Raw genomic sequence first — 16130 nt, forward strand, 5'->3', positions numbered from 1 at the left:
TTATTGAAACGCAGATGATCGCAGATTTTCGCAAAGGATCAGTCTCTTTATCCGGTATTGATAAAGCCCCCTCTCGTAGAGTAACGTATAAAGCCTCGGTGAGCAGTCTTGTTTTAGATGTACATGTAAAGCAGCATGAGATGCACATGTCGTGCTGTCCCACATGTACATGTCGTACCGCTTTACATGTACATCTAAAACAATACTGTTCACCGGGGAAAGGCATGTTCCTTTCTGAGAAAGACAAAGTACAATACCGGGCAAGGGTAACAATGCCGTCTATGGACACTTCCGCTATCGAAAAGATAGGGTTATAATCTTCGTTACTATACGGATATGAATCTATTTACGATCAGCTTTGAACTCAATAGCCAACTACTGATTCGCACATCTATTTGATTTTTACTGAAAAAATATCCCTATACTTAATATCCTATTTAAACAAATCATAACTATAATTTTTACTATATTTGCCCAAACTAATACTAATCAATTTTATTATGAGAAAACTTAACCAAGCACTTCTTGCGGTCGCTACATTGGCTTTCGCTTCATGCAACACGCAAAAGGAAGAAATCAATTATCAGGTAATCCCTCTCCCCCAAGAGGTCGTTGTCAGTCAGGAACCTCTTTTCACACTACAGGAAACCACAAAAATTCTTTATCCGGAAGGAAACGAGCTGCTGAAACGAAACGCAGAGTTTTTATCCGGATATATCCAAGATGCGACAGGAAAAGAACTCGACATTGCAACAATCACATCGGAAAGTACACCGCAAAATGCTATTATCTTAGGGTTGGACAAGAGTATAACGGAAAAAGAAGGATACGAGCTTACAGTATCTTCCGAACAAGTCACCATTAACGGACAAACGCCTAATGGAGTGTTCTACGGCATACAAACTTTGCGGAAATCAATTCCGGCAACTACTACCGGCACCAAGATTGCACTTCCGGCAACAGCCATCAAAGATTATCCACGCTTCAGCTACCGGGGCATGCATCTCGACGTAAGCCGCCACTTCTTCCCGATAGAATTCGTAAAGAAATACATCGACTTGCTGGCATTACATAACATGAATACTTTCCATTGGCATCTGACAGACGACCAGGGATGGAGAATTGAAATAAAAAAATATCCGAAGTTAACGGAAATAGGCTCACAACGTTCAGCAACAGTAATAGGACACAACTCCGGTGAATATGACGGCACACCTTATGGAGGTTTCTACACACAAGAACAAATTAAAGAAGTTATAGACTATGCAAAGGAACGCTATATCAACATCATCCCTGAAATAGACCTGCCCGGACATATGGTTGCTGCTTTGGCTGCTTACCCGGAACTGGGTTGTACGGGAGGTCCGTATGAAGTAGAAAAAAACTGGGGAATATTTGAAGATGTACTTTGCATTGGTAACGATAAAACAATGCAATTTATAGAAGATGTACTGGGCGAGGTAGCCGACCTGTTCCCTTATAAGTATGTCCACATCGGAGGTGACGAAGCTCCACGCAATCGTTGGGCCAAATGTCCGAAGTGCCAGGCACGTATCAAAGCAGAGGGCTTGAAAGCTGACGCTAAACATACGGCGGAAGACCGTTTGCAAAGTTACTGCATGCAACGTGCAGAGAAATTCCTCAATAGTAAAGGGCGCCAGATAATTGGCTGGGACGAGATCCTGGAAGGGGACGTAGCACCCAATGCGACCGTAATGTCGTGGCGCGGAATGGCTGGTGGAATAGAAGCTGCCAAGTTGGGACACGATGTGATTATGACTCCAAACACTTATGTATATTTTGACTATTACCAAACAGCAGACACAAAAGATGAACCAGATGCTATCGGTGGTTGTATAACATTGGAACGCGTATATAGTATGGAACCTGTTCCGGAGGATTTAAACGCAGAAGAGAAAAAGCACATTATTGGTGCTCAAGCCAATCTTTGGTGTGAATATATCCCTACGACAAAACAGGTGGAATACATGGTGCTCCCACGTATGGCTGCTTTGGCAGAAGTTCAATGGACACTTCCCGAAAAGAAGGATTATAGTGACTTCACCAAACGCTTGCCCCGACTTTTAGCTTTTTATGATCGTGATAGCCTCAACTACGGCAAACATGTGTTTGATATTAAATCAAATATCACATCCGACCCAGACAAAAAAGCAGTAATGATAGAGCTTAGCACAGTGGATAATGCACCTGTTTACTATACATTGGATGGAACAGAACCGACTCCTACGAACGGAACGAAATATGAAGCTCCCATAACCATTACACAGGTTGCAGATTTCAAGGCCGTTGCTGTTCGTCCTACCGGTAACAGTAAGATTATATCCGAACAGGTTAATTTCAACAAAGCCACCTGTTGCCCGATTGAACTGAAAGCTCAGCCTTCGGCCAAATACTCCTATAAAGGTGCTACGACTTTAGTAGACGGATTAAAGGGGGGAAACAGCTATGCCGGTGGACGCTGGTTAGGTTTTTGGGGAACAGATGTTGAAGCAACCATTCATTTAGGAGTACCAACAGAAATAAGCAAAGTTTCAACAGAAGCTATTGTTGACATGGGAGCCTGGATCATGGGAGCCACCGGATTGGCTGTTTCCGTATCAGAAAATGGGAAAGACTTCCAAGAAGTAGCTTCAGAAACCTACCCTTCTGAAACAAACTTAGGCAAAAAAGGAATAGAAGATTACAATGTGGAATTCTCACCAGTAAAGGCTACTTTTGTAAAAGTAACAATCAAGTGTAGCCCCGCCTTGCCGAAAGGACACGCCGGAGAAGGAAAAACACCTTACTTATTTATGGATGAAATAAGTGTGGATTAATATTGCTATCTGATGAAATACGGATGATCGTAATACGGTCTTGAATATATTCCACCATAAAGTAGCACAGAGTTCCACAAAGTACTATTTATTTAATGAAACGCAGATTAATGCAGATTAAAAGACTGTAGATATTAATCATCTATTTATTTCCCTTTGCGAAAATCTGTGTTCATCTGCGTTTCAATTAATCATCGCCTGGCGTACCTCCCCGTGCGGAAAACACTCAAAACTGGAAGTAAATGAATGGTTGGATCTCGCTACTCTTCATCTGAATAACCAGATAAATCATAGCCACCATTAATAATGCTTTGCCTAAAAACGGGAGGCGAATTACCCCACGACAAACTGCATTTTCCCAACTATCAGGAGCAAAATGAAGTAGAAAGCCCAATGCCATCAAAGCAAAAACACGCCAGTATCCCTCTAATAATTGCGGGAACAGTTGTGGGCGGAAAGTTGTAAATATCTGTCCCAGCATATCCATTGAGTTATGAATATCAGCATTACGAAAGAAAATCCAACAGAAACAAACAAAGTTAAATGTAATAATAACACCCAAAAAACGACGGACACCATGACTTTCTTCCCCTTTCTTACGCCCTATGATAGTCATCCAGGCTTTATGGAGCGCCAACGCTACGCCATGAAACATACCCCATAAAACAAAATTCCAGGATGCTCCATGCCATAATCCCCCCAGAAACATTGTAATAATAAGATTAAGATACTGACGGAATTTACCATGCCGGTTTCCTCCCAATGAGATATACAGATAATCACGCAACCAGCTTGACAGAGAAATATGCCAACGTCGCCAAAACTCTGTAATAGAAGCCGATTTATACGGAGAATTAAAATTCAGATTAAAATGGAAGCCTAATAAGAGAGCAATACCAATAGCCATATCACTATATCCGGAAAAATCGCAATAAATTTGCAGTGCATACCCATAAAGTCCCATCAGGTTTTCTATACCTGAATAAAGCGTAGGGTTATCAAAAATACGTTCTACAAAATTGATACTGATATAGTCTGAGATAACAGCTTTCTTAAACAAACCGGCTACAATCAAAAAGATACCCCGTCCAAACATTTCCTGCGAAACATAAAGCGGCTTACGAATCTGAGGTATAAAATCACGTGCCCGTACAATAGGTCCTGCCACCAGTTGAGGAAAAAAGGACACGTAAAAAGCATAATCCAGTAAATTGGTAAGTGGTTTTATATCCCTTCGGTAAACATCGATTGTATAACTCAGCGACTGAAAAGTAAAGAAAGAGATGCCTACAGGAAGGAATATATCAAGCGCTGTAAATTGTCCGCCCATCAATGAAGCAATAACTCCACCCAGAAAATTTGTATACTTAAAATAACAAAGTAATCCCAGATTGAGAGAAAGACTTAGCATCACCCACGCTTTCCGTCCATACTTATTGTCAGTGCGATCCATCAGACGAGCAAACACAAAATCGCCAACTGTTACAATAGCCAATAAAAAGAAATAGGTACCGCTACTCTTATAATAAAAATAATAAGAAAACAAGGTAACAAACAAGATACGCGCAGTATACTTATGACGCAGAAGTACATACACCACCATAAAGGCGGCAAACAGCCAGAGAAATATTCCGCTACTAAATATCATCGGAGCCTCCGGATTATATGTGAAAACCTCACGGAGGCGGCTAAAATCTATATCAATGGGAAACATAATCGTTGTAAGCTTTAATAATGGCTTCGTATAATAAATTACCCTGGAGAATATATCCTTCAGGCAAATAATGTACATGATCGGGGCGCATCAACCTGGCTTCCTGCCAGTTCTTACAGGCACGAAGGCTTCCCCCCACTACATTATACATATCCCAAACAACCAGATGATGATCACGAGCGTACTTCTGAATGGTATTGGCAGCCGTCACTGTGCGCGGATTGATAGTATATGTCCGGCGCCTGCCTCGCCGTCGGAAACTTTCATAAGAACCGGGAGGAGTCGTTAACAGGATCGGAACATCCGGTAAACTGTCACGAATCAGCGAAATAAGTTCATCCATCTGCTGATAATGCAAATTAGCATTATACCGTTTATTATGGCTCTCATTTGTTCCGAAAGAGAGTATAAGAAGTTCCGGTTTAAGTGCAGCAATGGCAGCGATACGGTCGGGATGTGTAAAAGTGAGACAGGTTGCCCCATTTACTCCCATATCAGTATAGGAAACACTGCCAAAAGTCTCAGCCAATCGTTGTCCGGTGGTCTGGGGGTAAATATGTCCCCGAATATGGCTATCTCCAATATGCAAAATACGTACAGTATCTTCCAGTATTCCTCCTTTTACAAGGCGCAAATGCTCCAGCACAGGAGAAAGTATCCCCAAACTGTCAACAATCTCATTTATTCCTATTCCTTTAAAGGCAACCGGCAAATCAATCTGCACAGATAGAGTATCGTAAAGCAGTTTCATCTCACGCATCGGCTTAGCACTTTTCATCGGTGCCCCCCGTACGGGACATACAGGCAAAGCATCCTGTGCAAAAAGCTTTAACGAAACTGACAGGAAGAGAATTACGATAAATAACAAAAACTTATTTATTCTCATAAGCACGTCTCCTGTCATATTGTTCTTTTCCGTAGAGTAATGTTTCATAAAGCAACCCTGCCAGATGTTTTCCACCCCGGAAGTTAATATGTGTATAATCATAATTTGCCATGGAAGGTTTTGCATGTACCAGTTTTGCCATACTACCTTCTCCTCCCATTGCTTCAAACATATTCCAGAAAGCGATGCCACTCTCAGCGGCTATATTCTGTTGATAGCGAATCAGATTCTTAACTCCCGGCATCGTACGAAGTTCTCCTGTATCGGTTTTATAGTCACGATCGCCTACACTAAGCAACAGAAAACCTGCCTGTGGGAAACACTCCTTCAAATGCTCAATAGCAGTAAGTAACCCTTTCTGATAATTATCATAATTGTAGCCGCGTTGAGTAGCAACATTCAGTCCGTACTGCAAAATGACAAGATCGTAGGGACGCTGCTCATTGAACTCTTTTATTATGCTGGCAGGAATCGTTCGCAGAGAAAGTCCGGAACTACCACGCAAAGAGAAGTTATCAACAATAATCCCTTGCGTACCATCCATCGCCATACCATAAAACAACGTAGAATCCGCCTGATTTACTGTCCAACGTACAGATCCGATACGTCCCTCCACCTGCATTGCCTGCAAATGCCCATCAGGTTCAAATTGCCGGTTTTCTGTCTCTCCCCGATTTATACGAACAGAGAGATCAACCGCACCTTTATTATAAAAAAAGATAGACGCCTGCTGACAGGTATCTAATAAAGAAGCATACTTATTCTGTCCACGGAGTTCAACATAAGCATTATTGTTGGGAACAAAATAATGTCCGGAAAGGCCTTGTTTTTTTCGATCGAAATAAACACTATCCGTTACGGCATGACTGGACCATCCTCCGAACGAATGGCGTACTGTGGGACGGTATCCACTGGTCATAGAAGTTATGGTGACAAAGCCCACTCCGCACCCCCCAAAACGTTTCTGTAACATTTCACGCAGATCGGCAGTGAATATATCGGCCTCTATAAAGGAATCACCGAAGACAGCGATACGCACCAGGCGCTTCTTCATCGGAATCTCGTCCAGTGCACGGTAGAAAGGAGTCATCCCACGCAGGGTAGAATCACTATAATCTTCTATACAGGTCATCCCTGTACGACAGGTGTCTATAAAGGCAGGCTTCACTTCAGGTACGGGAAGAAGGCTGTCTGCTTCCATCTTTTCTTCTTCCGGTTCAGGTGTACGGATATCACTCAACAAGTCCACCCGTCTCATTGTATGTCCATCAATCGTTATGACTGGTAACCAATGCATGCCAATCAAAGCAACCAGAATAAATAAGGTCAGTCCCAACGAATATTTCAGATAATTCTTCATGCACTCTCTTACTTTCTTTTAATAAGGAGCTGCAAAGATAATGTAAACCGAGAGCAGAATAAAACGAACTCGTTCATTTTTTATGCCAAGATACAGCTTATCTTCGCTTGAAGCAAAGATAGATAAGACAGATAAAAAGAAAGGAGAATCTACATGATCAATGAGATTCTCCTTTCTTTATGTTAATTTACGGTAGTATCAGATACTCCGTTCAATATTCCAGACAAATGCACGTAGTCCAAGTTGTTCTGTCTGCAAATCCATTTTATGCAGCGTATCCAATAGCGGGTCTACCTTCTCATCCTCAACCACAGATAGAATGGCGGAACACATACTGGGCCATGCATGGCTTCCGAAATGCGGCTCACCAGTCTTTGAGCCACGTCCTTGTACACGCTCCAGATAAGTGAAACCACGGCAATTGAGGCGATCCAACAAAGCAATGATACGTTCATAATAGGCTTGGTCGAATGTTATTAATACTGATTTCATATTTTCAATTATTAGTTATTTCTTTATGATTTCGTCTTTATGCTCCTGAAAATAGATATCCAGTGCGCGCTGACGTTTCATAGCTTTACGTTGGCGTTTAATACCTGTACCGGCAAATACACAATACAATGTTGGGATCAAAATTAACGTAAGGATGGTAGATATCGTCAAACCACCAATTACGGCAATTGCCATCGGGCTCCACATTTCCGAACCTTGTCCGCCACCAATAGCCATCGGGATCATACCAAGAACAGTAGTAGCAGTAGTCATTAATACCGGACGAAGACGACTCTTACCGGCGGTCACAACCGAATGCAATACCGATTGTCCGCGTTCACGGCACAGGGTAATGTAGTCAATAAGCACAATACCATTCTTCACCACAATACCAATCAACATGATAGCTCCCAATAAACTCATTACACTCAATGTACTATTCGTGAAGTATAGTGCCATCAACACCCCACTAAATGCAAACGGGAGTGAGAACATAATGATGAATGGATAAGTAAGTGATTCAAACTGTGCAGCCATTACAATAAATACGAGGACCACAATCAAGATAGCCAGTGTTCCCAGATCCCGGAACGAATCTTGCTGATCTTCAAACGAACCGGCAACCTGAATCGTCACTTCCGATGGTATATCCATCTTATCAATAATAGCATTACCTGCACTTACCACATCACCCAGCGGAGCACCAGAGATAACAGCAGATACCGTCACAATACGTTCGCGGTCTTTACGTTCAATGGTAGGAGGCGCAAAACGTTCAACCACCGTACCAAGATCTTTTATACGAACAGCCTCTCCTTTAGCGTTATATACCAAAACATTTTCCAAACTTTCAAGACTGGTACGATGCTCAGGGGCATAACGTACTTTAATATCATACTCATCACCATCTTCACGATATTTAGAGGCAATAGCACCATTGATACGATTACGCAGATAAGTGCCGACAGTAGCCAAGTTGAGTCCATGCAAAGCCAATTTTTCACGGTCAAAATCTACCTGATACTCCGGTTGGTAGTCGCTACGACTGATATTTACCTCAGATACTCCTTTTACATCCAGCAACCGTCGTTTCAACTGAGCAGCTACGCTATCGGTAGTTGCCATATCATAACCATAAATTTCAAAGTCGGCACTGGCCTGAGCAGACATACCTGTATTACTACCTCCAAGAATCACCTGTGCCTTACTAAACTCAGGATACTTCTTCAAATCATCACGCATCTCATCGCAGACCTGCTCCAACGAGATTTTACGATCTCCCGGATCCACCAAACTGATATTGAAAGAAATAATGTGAGAACCGTTATCCTGCATAGAAGCCCATGTATTATCAGAATCAGCTTGGCCTACAGTATAGTTACATACCTTCATTATTTCCTTATACTTTGTCATCCACTGATTGGTCAACTTCTCAGATATCTCTTGAGCCAACTCTTTACGGGTACCAATCGGCAGTTCAAGCTGTACAGCAATACGGGCATTATCTTGTGCCGGGAAAAATTCTGTACCAATACCTTTGGCACAGAATAAACTGACAACAAAGAATAAGATACAACCGACAACAATAACCGAACGATGACGAACAGCCCAATTCAGCATACGGGCATACCAGTTGTCCAATCCATCCAATGATTTTTCAATAGGTCTATAGAACATCGTGAATGCCTTTGATTGTTTCTTCTGAAGCTTTAACAGCTGAGCACAAAGCATCGGAGTCAATGATAAAGCTGCAACCGTGGAGATAAACATAATAGCACACATCATCCATCCCAGCTGCTTAAACATCACACCAGACATACCGCTTACCATAGTCAGCGGGAAGAACACCGCAATCATAGTCAACGTAGACGCAATAACTGAGATAGCCACCTCGTTTGTTCCATGTACAGCGGCCTGTTTCGGATCAGAACCACGCTCAATATGTGTTGTAACATTCTCCAATACTACAATAGCATCATCTACCACCATACCGATAGCAATGGAAAGGGAAGACAGAGAAATGATATTAATCGTATTCCCGGTGATGGCCAGATAAATAAATGAGGCTATCAACGAAAGCGGAATCGTGATACAAATAATCAATGTTGCCCTCCAACGTCCCAGGAAGAGGAATACTACGATAACAACAAAGAGTAAAGCATAAAGTACCGTTTCGGCCAAACTGTCAATTGTATTCAGAATGTTATCGGATGTATCAACAATGACTCCCAGTTTCACATCACTCGGCAGGTTCTTCTGCAAACGGGGCAACGCTTCTTCTACCTTTCTTGAGATTTCCACAGAGTTGGCCCCCGATTGTTTCTGTACAATAATCATAGCACCCTTTACACCGTTATTATATGTCTCCTGCGCACGTTCTTCCACTGTGTCAACCACACGGGCCACATCGCGAAGATAAACACTGGCACCATTGTAAGTACCTACTACTATATCTTCTAACTGTCGGGAATCGTTAAACTCTCCCTCTACACGCAACGAATAAGTTTCGTTACCAATATCAAAGGTACCACCGGGAATATTTTTATTCTCTGCACCAATAATAGAGCTGATGGTCTCAATAGACAGATGATAAGCCTCTAACTTATTCGGGTCACAATATACCTGAATTTCACGCTGCGGAGCACCACTGATAGACACTGTACCCACACCGGGAATACGGGCTAAAGGATTCACTACGCGGTCATCCAGAATTTTATAAAGTGCCGACTGGCTTTCATTGGCCTGTACAGACAATAGTACGATAGGAATCATGTCCGTACTAAACTTAAAGATGATAGGATTCTCCACATCATCCGGGAGCTGTGAACTCACCATGTCAAGTTTGTCCCGGACATCGTTCGTCAGTACATCGATGTCATTACCAAATTCAAACTCCAGCGTAATCAAGGACATGTTTTCTGACGACCGTGAAGTAATATGCTTCAGGTTACTAACAGCATTCAACGTGTTTTCCAACGGTCGGGTCACGTTATTTTCTATATCCGAAGCACTGGCTCCGGGATAGGCGGTCATTACCATAATCGTATTTGTATCGATATCCGGATACAAGTCGATAGGTAGTTTTGATAAAGAGAAAAGACCAAAGATCACCACTGCAAGAAAGCAGAGGGAGGTCATAATCGGTTTTTTTACCGCTCCTTCGTATAAACTCATGTTGTTTAGTGATTAGTTATTGAGTGATGAATGATGAGTGAAAGCACAATGAGTGCTAATCACTTATCACTAATCATTAATCGTTAATTTTATTTCTCTACGTCTACTTCTGTACCGTTAATCAGGCGTGCCTGTCCTGCAACAACTACCTGTGAGTTGTTGGGTACACCCGACTTCAGCTCATATTCTGTACCCATACGACGTCCAAGTTCCACTTTATTGTAAGAAACTTTTCCATCTTTGTATACAAATACGTAACGGTCGCCGGCACCCGCCTGTTTTACAATAGCCAAATCGGGAACAACTACGTTGTCCTGAGTACCAAAATTCAAAGTAGCACGGGCAAACATTCCCGGACGTACCCGCTGATCTTTGTTTTCCAGCTTGATTTCAACAGGAAAAGTACGTGTAGTTGCATCAATGGTAGGATAAACGAGGCTAACCTTTCCAGCAAACTCTTCATCACCATACACATCCAGCTTCACTGCAACAGGAGACCCTTTTTTTACCTGAGAGAAATAAGTTTCAGAAACATTGATCATCAGTTTTACCGGAGTAATCTGCTCTACAACCAACACCGGGTTTCCACCGCTATACATATCTCCGTTATCATAATTACGTGCAGTTATGATTCCGCTAATCGGGCTAACCAATGTTGTATTCTCCATTAAATTCTTATAAGCCGTCTCTTGTACTTCAAGTGCCATCTTCAAGGCATCCCATTCTGATTTGGAAGTACCACCTACTTTATAAAGTTCATCAGCACGATTAAATTCAAGACGTTTGTTTTCCAGTTGCAATTTCATCTGTTTCAAACTGGCCTCATCCATAAGTACCAACTTCTGTCCTTTTGAAACACGGTCACCCACTTCTACAAATATCTTATCTATTCTCACAGGAGACGCCGGAGCTATATTATTCTTAACTTCCGCTTCTACTGTTGCCGTATATTCCTGTATCTGATCAACAGGCCGTGCTGTTACATCCGCCAATTTTACCTTAGGCTTATCTTCAACTTTTTCAACAGCTTTCTGTTCTTTTCCGCCAGTACACGAGCCTAGCAGCATAATAGCAAACAAGGCTACTAATTGGAAACTCTTTTTCATGTGATTTTCTATATTTTTATTTTTCCTGGTTTATTTTATTACCTCATCTCTACCCAATACCTGATCAAGGTCAGCCTTAGATACCAAATAATCGTAAATTGATTGATTGTAAGTAAGTTCCGCCTGTGTCAATGACACCTGCGAGCTATTCAATTCGAGTACAGTACCCTTTCCCACTTCATAACGCTTACCGGCAATCAATACTGCTTTCTCAGCTTGCAACACATTTTCTTTGTTACTTACAACTTGTTCTGAACTGGCAGCCATATTACTACGATAACTTTCTATTTGCATATTCAACTTACGTTCCGTATCCAAACGGTTCCATTCCAGTTGTTTTACCTGTATACGAGCCGTTTTCATCTTTGTAAAATTACTGGCCTTATACAAAGGAATACTCAGATTGAACATCAATGAAGAACTATTACTCCAGTTGTAATCAAAGAAATTCAGATTCGGATTATAAAGAGATTGATACTGATACGAAAGAGACATAGAGAGTGTCGGAAGGAAATTTGTTCGTTGAGACTTGATGTTCTTAAGAAGCAATTTATGATTCAAATCAAATTGCTTCATAGTCGTATTATTGATCAGACTTTCATCTCCGGCGCTCAATTCTCCGGCAAACAAAGCCGTTTCGTAATTAGCCAGATTATCATCGGCCTTCAGATCTACATCAGCTGTAATGCCCATCAATACCTTCAATTGCAACTTCGCCAATGTCACCGCATTTGAAGCTGACACAACACTGGGTTTTACACTACGCATCTGTACTTCAGCACTAATTTTATCAAATTCGCTTACAGTTCCTTGTTGATATTTAGCATTGGCAACATTAAAATTATCTTCTGCCAGTTTATAACTTTTCTGCATTACCTCATAGGTATCTTGCGTCAACATCAGTTGGTAATACGCCTTTGTCACCTGATTAACCAGATCTTGTTTAGAAGCTCTTGATTTCTCAACAGCCAATTCAATATCAGTCTTAGTCATTGACATAGCTTTGTAAACGGAAGGAGCAAATAAAGGCAAACTGACAGCTAAACCTGCATTCGCCGTATTTGAATTGTCCTGTCCCATCTTAAAGGATTGCCCACCAAGATTCATCTGAGCCGCTTTAATCGTATGATCCAGCGATCCTGAGATGCTAACCTGAGGTAATAAGTTCTGCCAGGTTTCCTTGTTGGCTACCTCCTTTAAGGAGATTTCTTCATCTGCCACTTTAATAGTGGGATTCTCACTCAGAGCAATTTCCAGCGCTTTATCCAAAGTCAGGGTCAAAGTATCCTTTGCCTCCTGTGCCCGTACAAAGCCCCCGGCAAGAAAAACTGCTATACCTAAAAGCAGCTTCTTACCTGCTAATTTTCTCATTTTGTTCATAAATAAGTCTTCTTCTTTTTGTAAACTTTAGTTGTTTGTAAAATCAGGAAAAGTTATTCTCCCGTCCGCTCTATTCTATTTTTCCGATATTCCTGTATAAATTCTTCCAACACTCTCGCTCCTCTTTCGGTGGCTATCCCACGAAGGAAAGTAAACATGATTGACTCATAAACTTCCAAAAAAGGATACTCTTTGCAGATATCCGTATTCATCAGCAAGTCAAATTGTTCACGAACGAGTAAATTGACAATTGCAAAATTCACATCATCCCGGAAAATACCTTGTTCCACACCCGATTTGAAAAAAGCAATTGTACTTTCCGAATCTTTATCGCGATTCTTTTTCACCATATTAAAAACATGAGGATATTTCTTCAGATCCTCAAAAAAGCGTTTGTTAGTCTGATGGAACACCTCAATGCTCTTTTGAAAACACACCAAAATAACCTCCAATACATTTGTTGACTCAGCCAAAAGATTTTCCAGAAACTCATTTTTATCCTCCTGGTTTTTCAGAATAACCTCTCTCAACAACGTCTCCTTGTCTTCAAAAACTTCATAAAGCGTACGCTTTGATATACCTAACGAGGTAGCTATATCATCCATCGTTATGCTTTTAATACCATGTAAAGTAAAGGCTTCAGTGGCTTTCACTATAATTCTGTCTCTCAACTCTACTCTGTTCGAAATTTCTTTTGCGTTAGTACTCATCATCCATTTCTTTATAATTAGCCGTTTTTACTATCTGTACTTTCACACTAATAGCTTGTGAAAACGGAACAAAGATAGATAGAAAACTCAGATTACAAATTTAGTTTCCATATTAATCGCTTACATTTGATAATTATTATAGGTTAACGAAGCAATGTGAAAACAAGTGTTAACAATAAGTACACCACAAAAGTAGATAATCAGTAAGATATAGAAAAAGTTTTCTCGGCAATATAGGGGTAATAATCGACAAATAGCGGATATATTCCGGTAAGTTCCCGGGATATATCCGCTATAGTTTTTCATTTTCAGGTAGTTTTTACCTATAAAGAAGAAAAGAAACTGTTAATAATCAAACTTTGTCCGGTTAAGGAAAGCTACTGTTTTATGAATCTCCTTATACATCACAATGTCATCTTTGACAAAAGGAACTTCTTTCCGATATTCGGTCAAAAAACGTTCCAGTTTCGCAGAGGTTTTCTCTGGCCGACGGAATTCAATCCCCTGAGCGGCATTCATCAATTCGATAGCAAGAATGTGTTCCAGGTTATCCATCACCTTATATAACTTTGTAGCCGCATTAGCCCCCATACTGACATGATCTTCTTGTCCATTGGACGAAACGATGGAATCACTGGAAGCAGCATAGCAGTACATTTTATTCTGGCTTACCATAGAAGCGGCGGCATACTGCGGTATCATAAAGCCGGAATTCAATCCAGGATTAGCAACCAGAAATTCGGGTAAACCACGAAGCCCCATTATAAGTTGTGCAACGCGACGCTCGGAAATATTTCCGAGCTCGGCAAGGGCAATGGCAAGAAAATCATAAGAGATAGCAAGAGGTTGCCCATGGAAGTTCCCTCCGGAGATAATACGGTCCTCATCAGGAAAGATAGTAGGATTATCGGTAACGGAGTTGATTTCGGTCAACAATACGGAAGCGACATAACGGATAGCGTCTTTTGTGGCCCCATGTACTTGCGGAATACAACGGAACGAGTATGGATCCTGTACATGGGCTTTGGGACGCGCAATGATTTCGCTACCTTGAAGTAGATTCCTGAAAGCCTCTCCTGTTTCAATTTGCCCTTTATGCGGACGGATTTGCTGAATACAGTCCATAAAGGGTTCGATACGTCCATCAAAAGCCTCAAGCGAAATAGCAGCAATAAGGTCAGCTCTTTTGGAAAGCCGGAAAGCTTTAAGAATAGCAAAGACCCCGTTGGCACTCATAAACTGAGTACCATTGAGCAAGGCAAGCCCTTCTTTACTCATCAATTTCACGGGTTCCCACCCAAATTCGTCAAGCACACTGATAGCTTCGCGCTTCTTCCCTTTGTAGTTAACATCACCGACTCCAATCAGTGGTAAGAAAAGATTGGCCAAAGGAGCCAGATCACCCGAAGCTCCCAAAGAGCCACGGTCATATACGATGGGCATCACATCATTGTTAAAGAAATCAAGGATACGTTGCACAGTGATCACCTGCACACCACTATGCCCCAGTGACAAAGCATGGGCTTTGAAAAGCATCATCAACTTGATGATAACCGGACGAATTTCCTCCCCCACGCTACAAGCATGACTTTTGATGAGATTCTCTTGCAACGTACCGAGTTCATCAGGAGAAATATTCTTGCTACACAAGGAACCAAAGCCGGTAGTAATACCATAAAGAGGAGTATCAGAAGCAGCTATTTTTTGGTCCAGATAATCACGACATCTCTGAATGCGAAGCTTTGCTTCGGGAGCAAGTTCCAGTTTCAGATTCTCATTGATGATGCGCTCGATAATATCGAAAGTAAGTTCACCTGAACCTACATAATAAACATTGTTCATATTCTTAAATCTTGGTTGATAGCATCCAGTAACTCTTTCTCTTTGATACAGGCTTTACGCTCCAGTTCATCCGCCTCAGACTGTAACTGTTCTACAAAGGTTCTATCTTTGAGCGAACCAAGATTAATACGGACGTTCATCAAGGCCGCCAACACAGCCGAACGAGCGGATATCATGGCTACACAAGCGTCGGTCACCGCATTACGATTCCCCATTTTAGCTACATCAGCAATAATACCCATTAGTTCGTAAGCATTACGGGCTACCTGCATAGGGACAAGGGCAGCAAACTTTGTAGCTTCCTGAATGGCAGCACTGCGGATTTTTTTTTCTTCATCTGTACTTTTGGGTAATTTAAAACAATCAAATACTTTATTATATGCTTCAGAATCTCGATCAATATCAACCACAAATCCCGTTTTCTGTGTAAGAGCGAGAGTCTGAATATGCTTCATGATTTCCCCGGTATCTTCATAGCCCTTTTTACCAATAGTCAAGCCTGCTACCATAGCTGCCAAAGCAGATGCAATAGCCCCATTGAGAGCTGCTACACTACCACCACCGGGTACAGGATCACTTCCGGCTACTTTATTCAGAAAATCCGTTACTTTCAAATCTACTAACATGAT

11 protein-coding genes are annotated in these 16130 nt (G+C 41.5%); 1 reads left to right on the forward strand and 10 read right to left on the reverse strand.

All coding sequences use genetic code 11. The features are described from left to right. Positions 1 to 500 precede the first annotated feature (500 nt). Entirely contained in the window at positions 501 to 2837 is a 2337-nt protein-coding gene (locus K8P02_RS15605; protein WP_223381510.1) for a glycoside hydrolase family 20 protein, read from the forward strand. 226 nt (positions 2838 to 3063) lie between these two features. Here the strand turns inward: K8P02_RS15605 and K8P02_RS15610 are convergent, their stop codons facing one another. The 10 genes from K8P02_RS15610 to K8P02_RS15655 form a co-directional block, all read right to left on the reverse strand. Then, the gene (locus K8P02_RS15610; RefSeq protein WP_025866976.1) at positions 3064 to 4551 is read right to left on the reverse strand and encodes an MBOAT family O-acyltransferase; all 1488 of its coding nucleotides are present in this window, start codon (positions 4549 to 4551) and stop codon (positions 3064 to 3066) included. Continuing rightward, positions 4538 to 5455, reverse strand: a complete 918-nt coding sequence (locus tag K8P02_RS15615; RefSeq protein WP_044158080.1) for an SGNH/GDSL hydrolase family protein — start codon at positions 5453 to 5455, stop codon at positions 4538 to 4540. The genes K8P02_RS15610 and K8P02_RS15615 overlap by 14 nt, the downstream gene beginning before the upstream one ends. Further along, a complete protein-coding gene (locus K8P02_RS15620) occupies positions 5424 to 6797 on the reverse strand; it encodes an SGNH/GDSL hydrolase family protein (protein ID WP_025866974.1) in 1374 nt (457 codons plus the stop codon). Before K8P02_RS15620 ends, K8P02_RS15615 begins: the two co-directional genes overlap by 32 nt. Positions 6798 to 6995: 198 nt before the next feature. Beyond that, positions 6996 to 7289 (reverse strand): PG0541 family transporter-associated protein, encoded by a 294-nt coding sequence (locus K8P02_RS15625; RefSeq protein ID WP_002558027.1) that lies wholly within the window; start codon positions 7287 to 7289, stop codon positions 6996 to 6998. A gap of 15 nt (positions 7290 to 7304) precedes the next feature. After that, positions 7305 to 10463 carry an efflux RND transporter permease subunit gene (locus K8P02_RS15630; RefSeq protein ID WP_025866973.1) on the reverse strand — a complete coding sequence of 1053 codons (3159 nt, stop codon included), beginning with the start codon at positions 10461 to 10463 and terminating at the stop codon, positions 7305 to 7307. 89 nt (positions 10464 to 10552) lie between these two features. After that, a complete protein-coding gene (locus tag K8P02_RS15635; RefSeq protein WP_002558029.1) occupies positions 10553 to 11569 on the reverse strand; it encodes an efflux RND transporter periplasmic adaptor subunit in 1017 nt (338 codons plus the stop codon). A gap of 30 nt (positions 11570 to 11599) precedes the next feature. After that, positions 11600 to 12949, reverse strand: a complete 1350-nt coding sequence (locus tag K8P02_RS15640; protein WP_122201803.1) for a TolC family protein — start codon at positions 12947 to 12949, stop codon at positions 11600 to 11602. Between the two features lie 53 nt (positions 12950 to 13002). Continuing rightward, positions 13003 to 13659: a TetR/AcrR family transcriptional regulator gene (locus K8P02_RS15645; protein ID WP_002558031.1), complete on the reverse strand. Its 657-nt coding sequence runs from the start codon at positions 13657 to 13659 to the stop codon at positions 13003 to 13005. Positions 13660 to 14004: 345 nt separating this feature from the next. Then, positions 14005 to 15501: a histidine ammonia-lyase gene (hutH, locus tag K8P02_RS15650; protein WP_002558033.1), complete on the reverse strand. Its 1497-nt coding sequence runs from the start codon at positions 15499 to 15501 to the stop codon at positions 14005 to 14007. Beyond that, the gene (locus K8P02_RS15655) at positions 15498 to 16127 is read right to left on the reverse strand and encodes a cyclodeaminase/cyclohydrolase family protein (RefSeq protein ID WP_002558034.1); all 630 of its coding nucleotides are present in this window, start codon (positions 16125 to 16127) and stop codon (positions 15498 to 15500) included. Before K8P02_RS15655 ends, hutH begins: the two co-directional genes overlap by 4 nt. Positions 16128 to 16130 lie beyond the last annotated feature (3 nt).

This window comes from Bacteroides nordii (assembly GCF_019930665.1).
In the GTDB taxonomy this organism is placed as follows: domain Bacteria; phylum Bacteroidota; class Bacteroidia; order Bacteroidales; family Bacteroidaceae; genus Bacteroides; species Bacteroides nordii.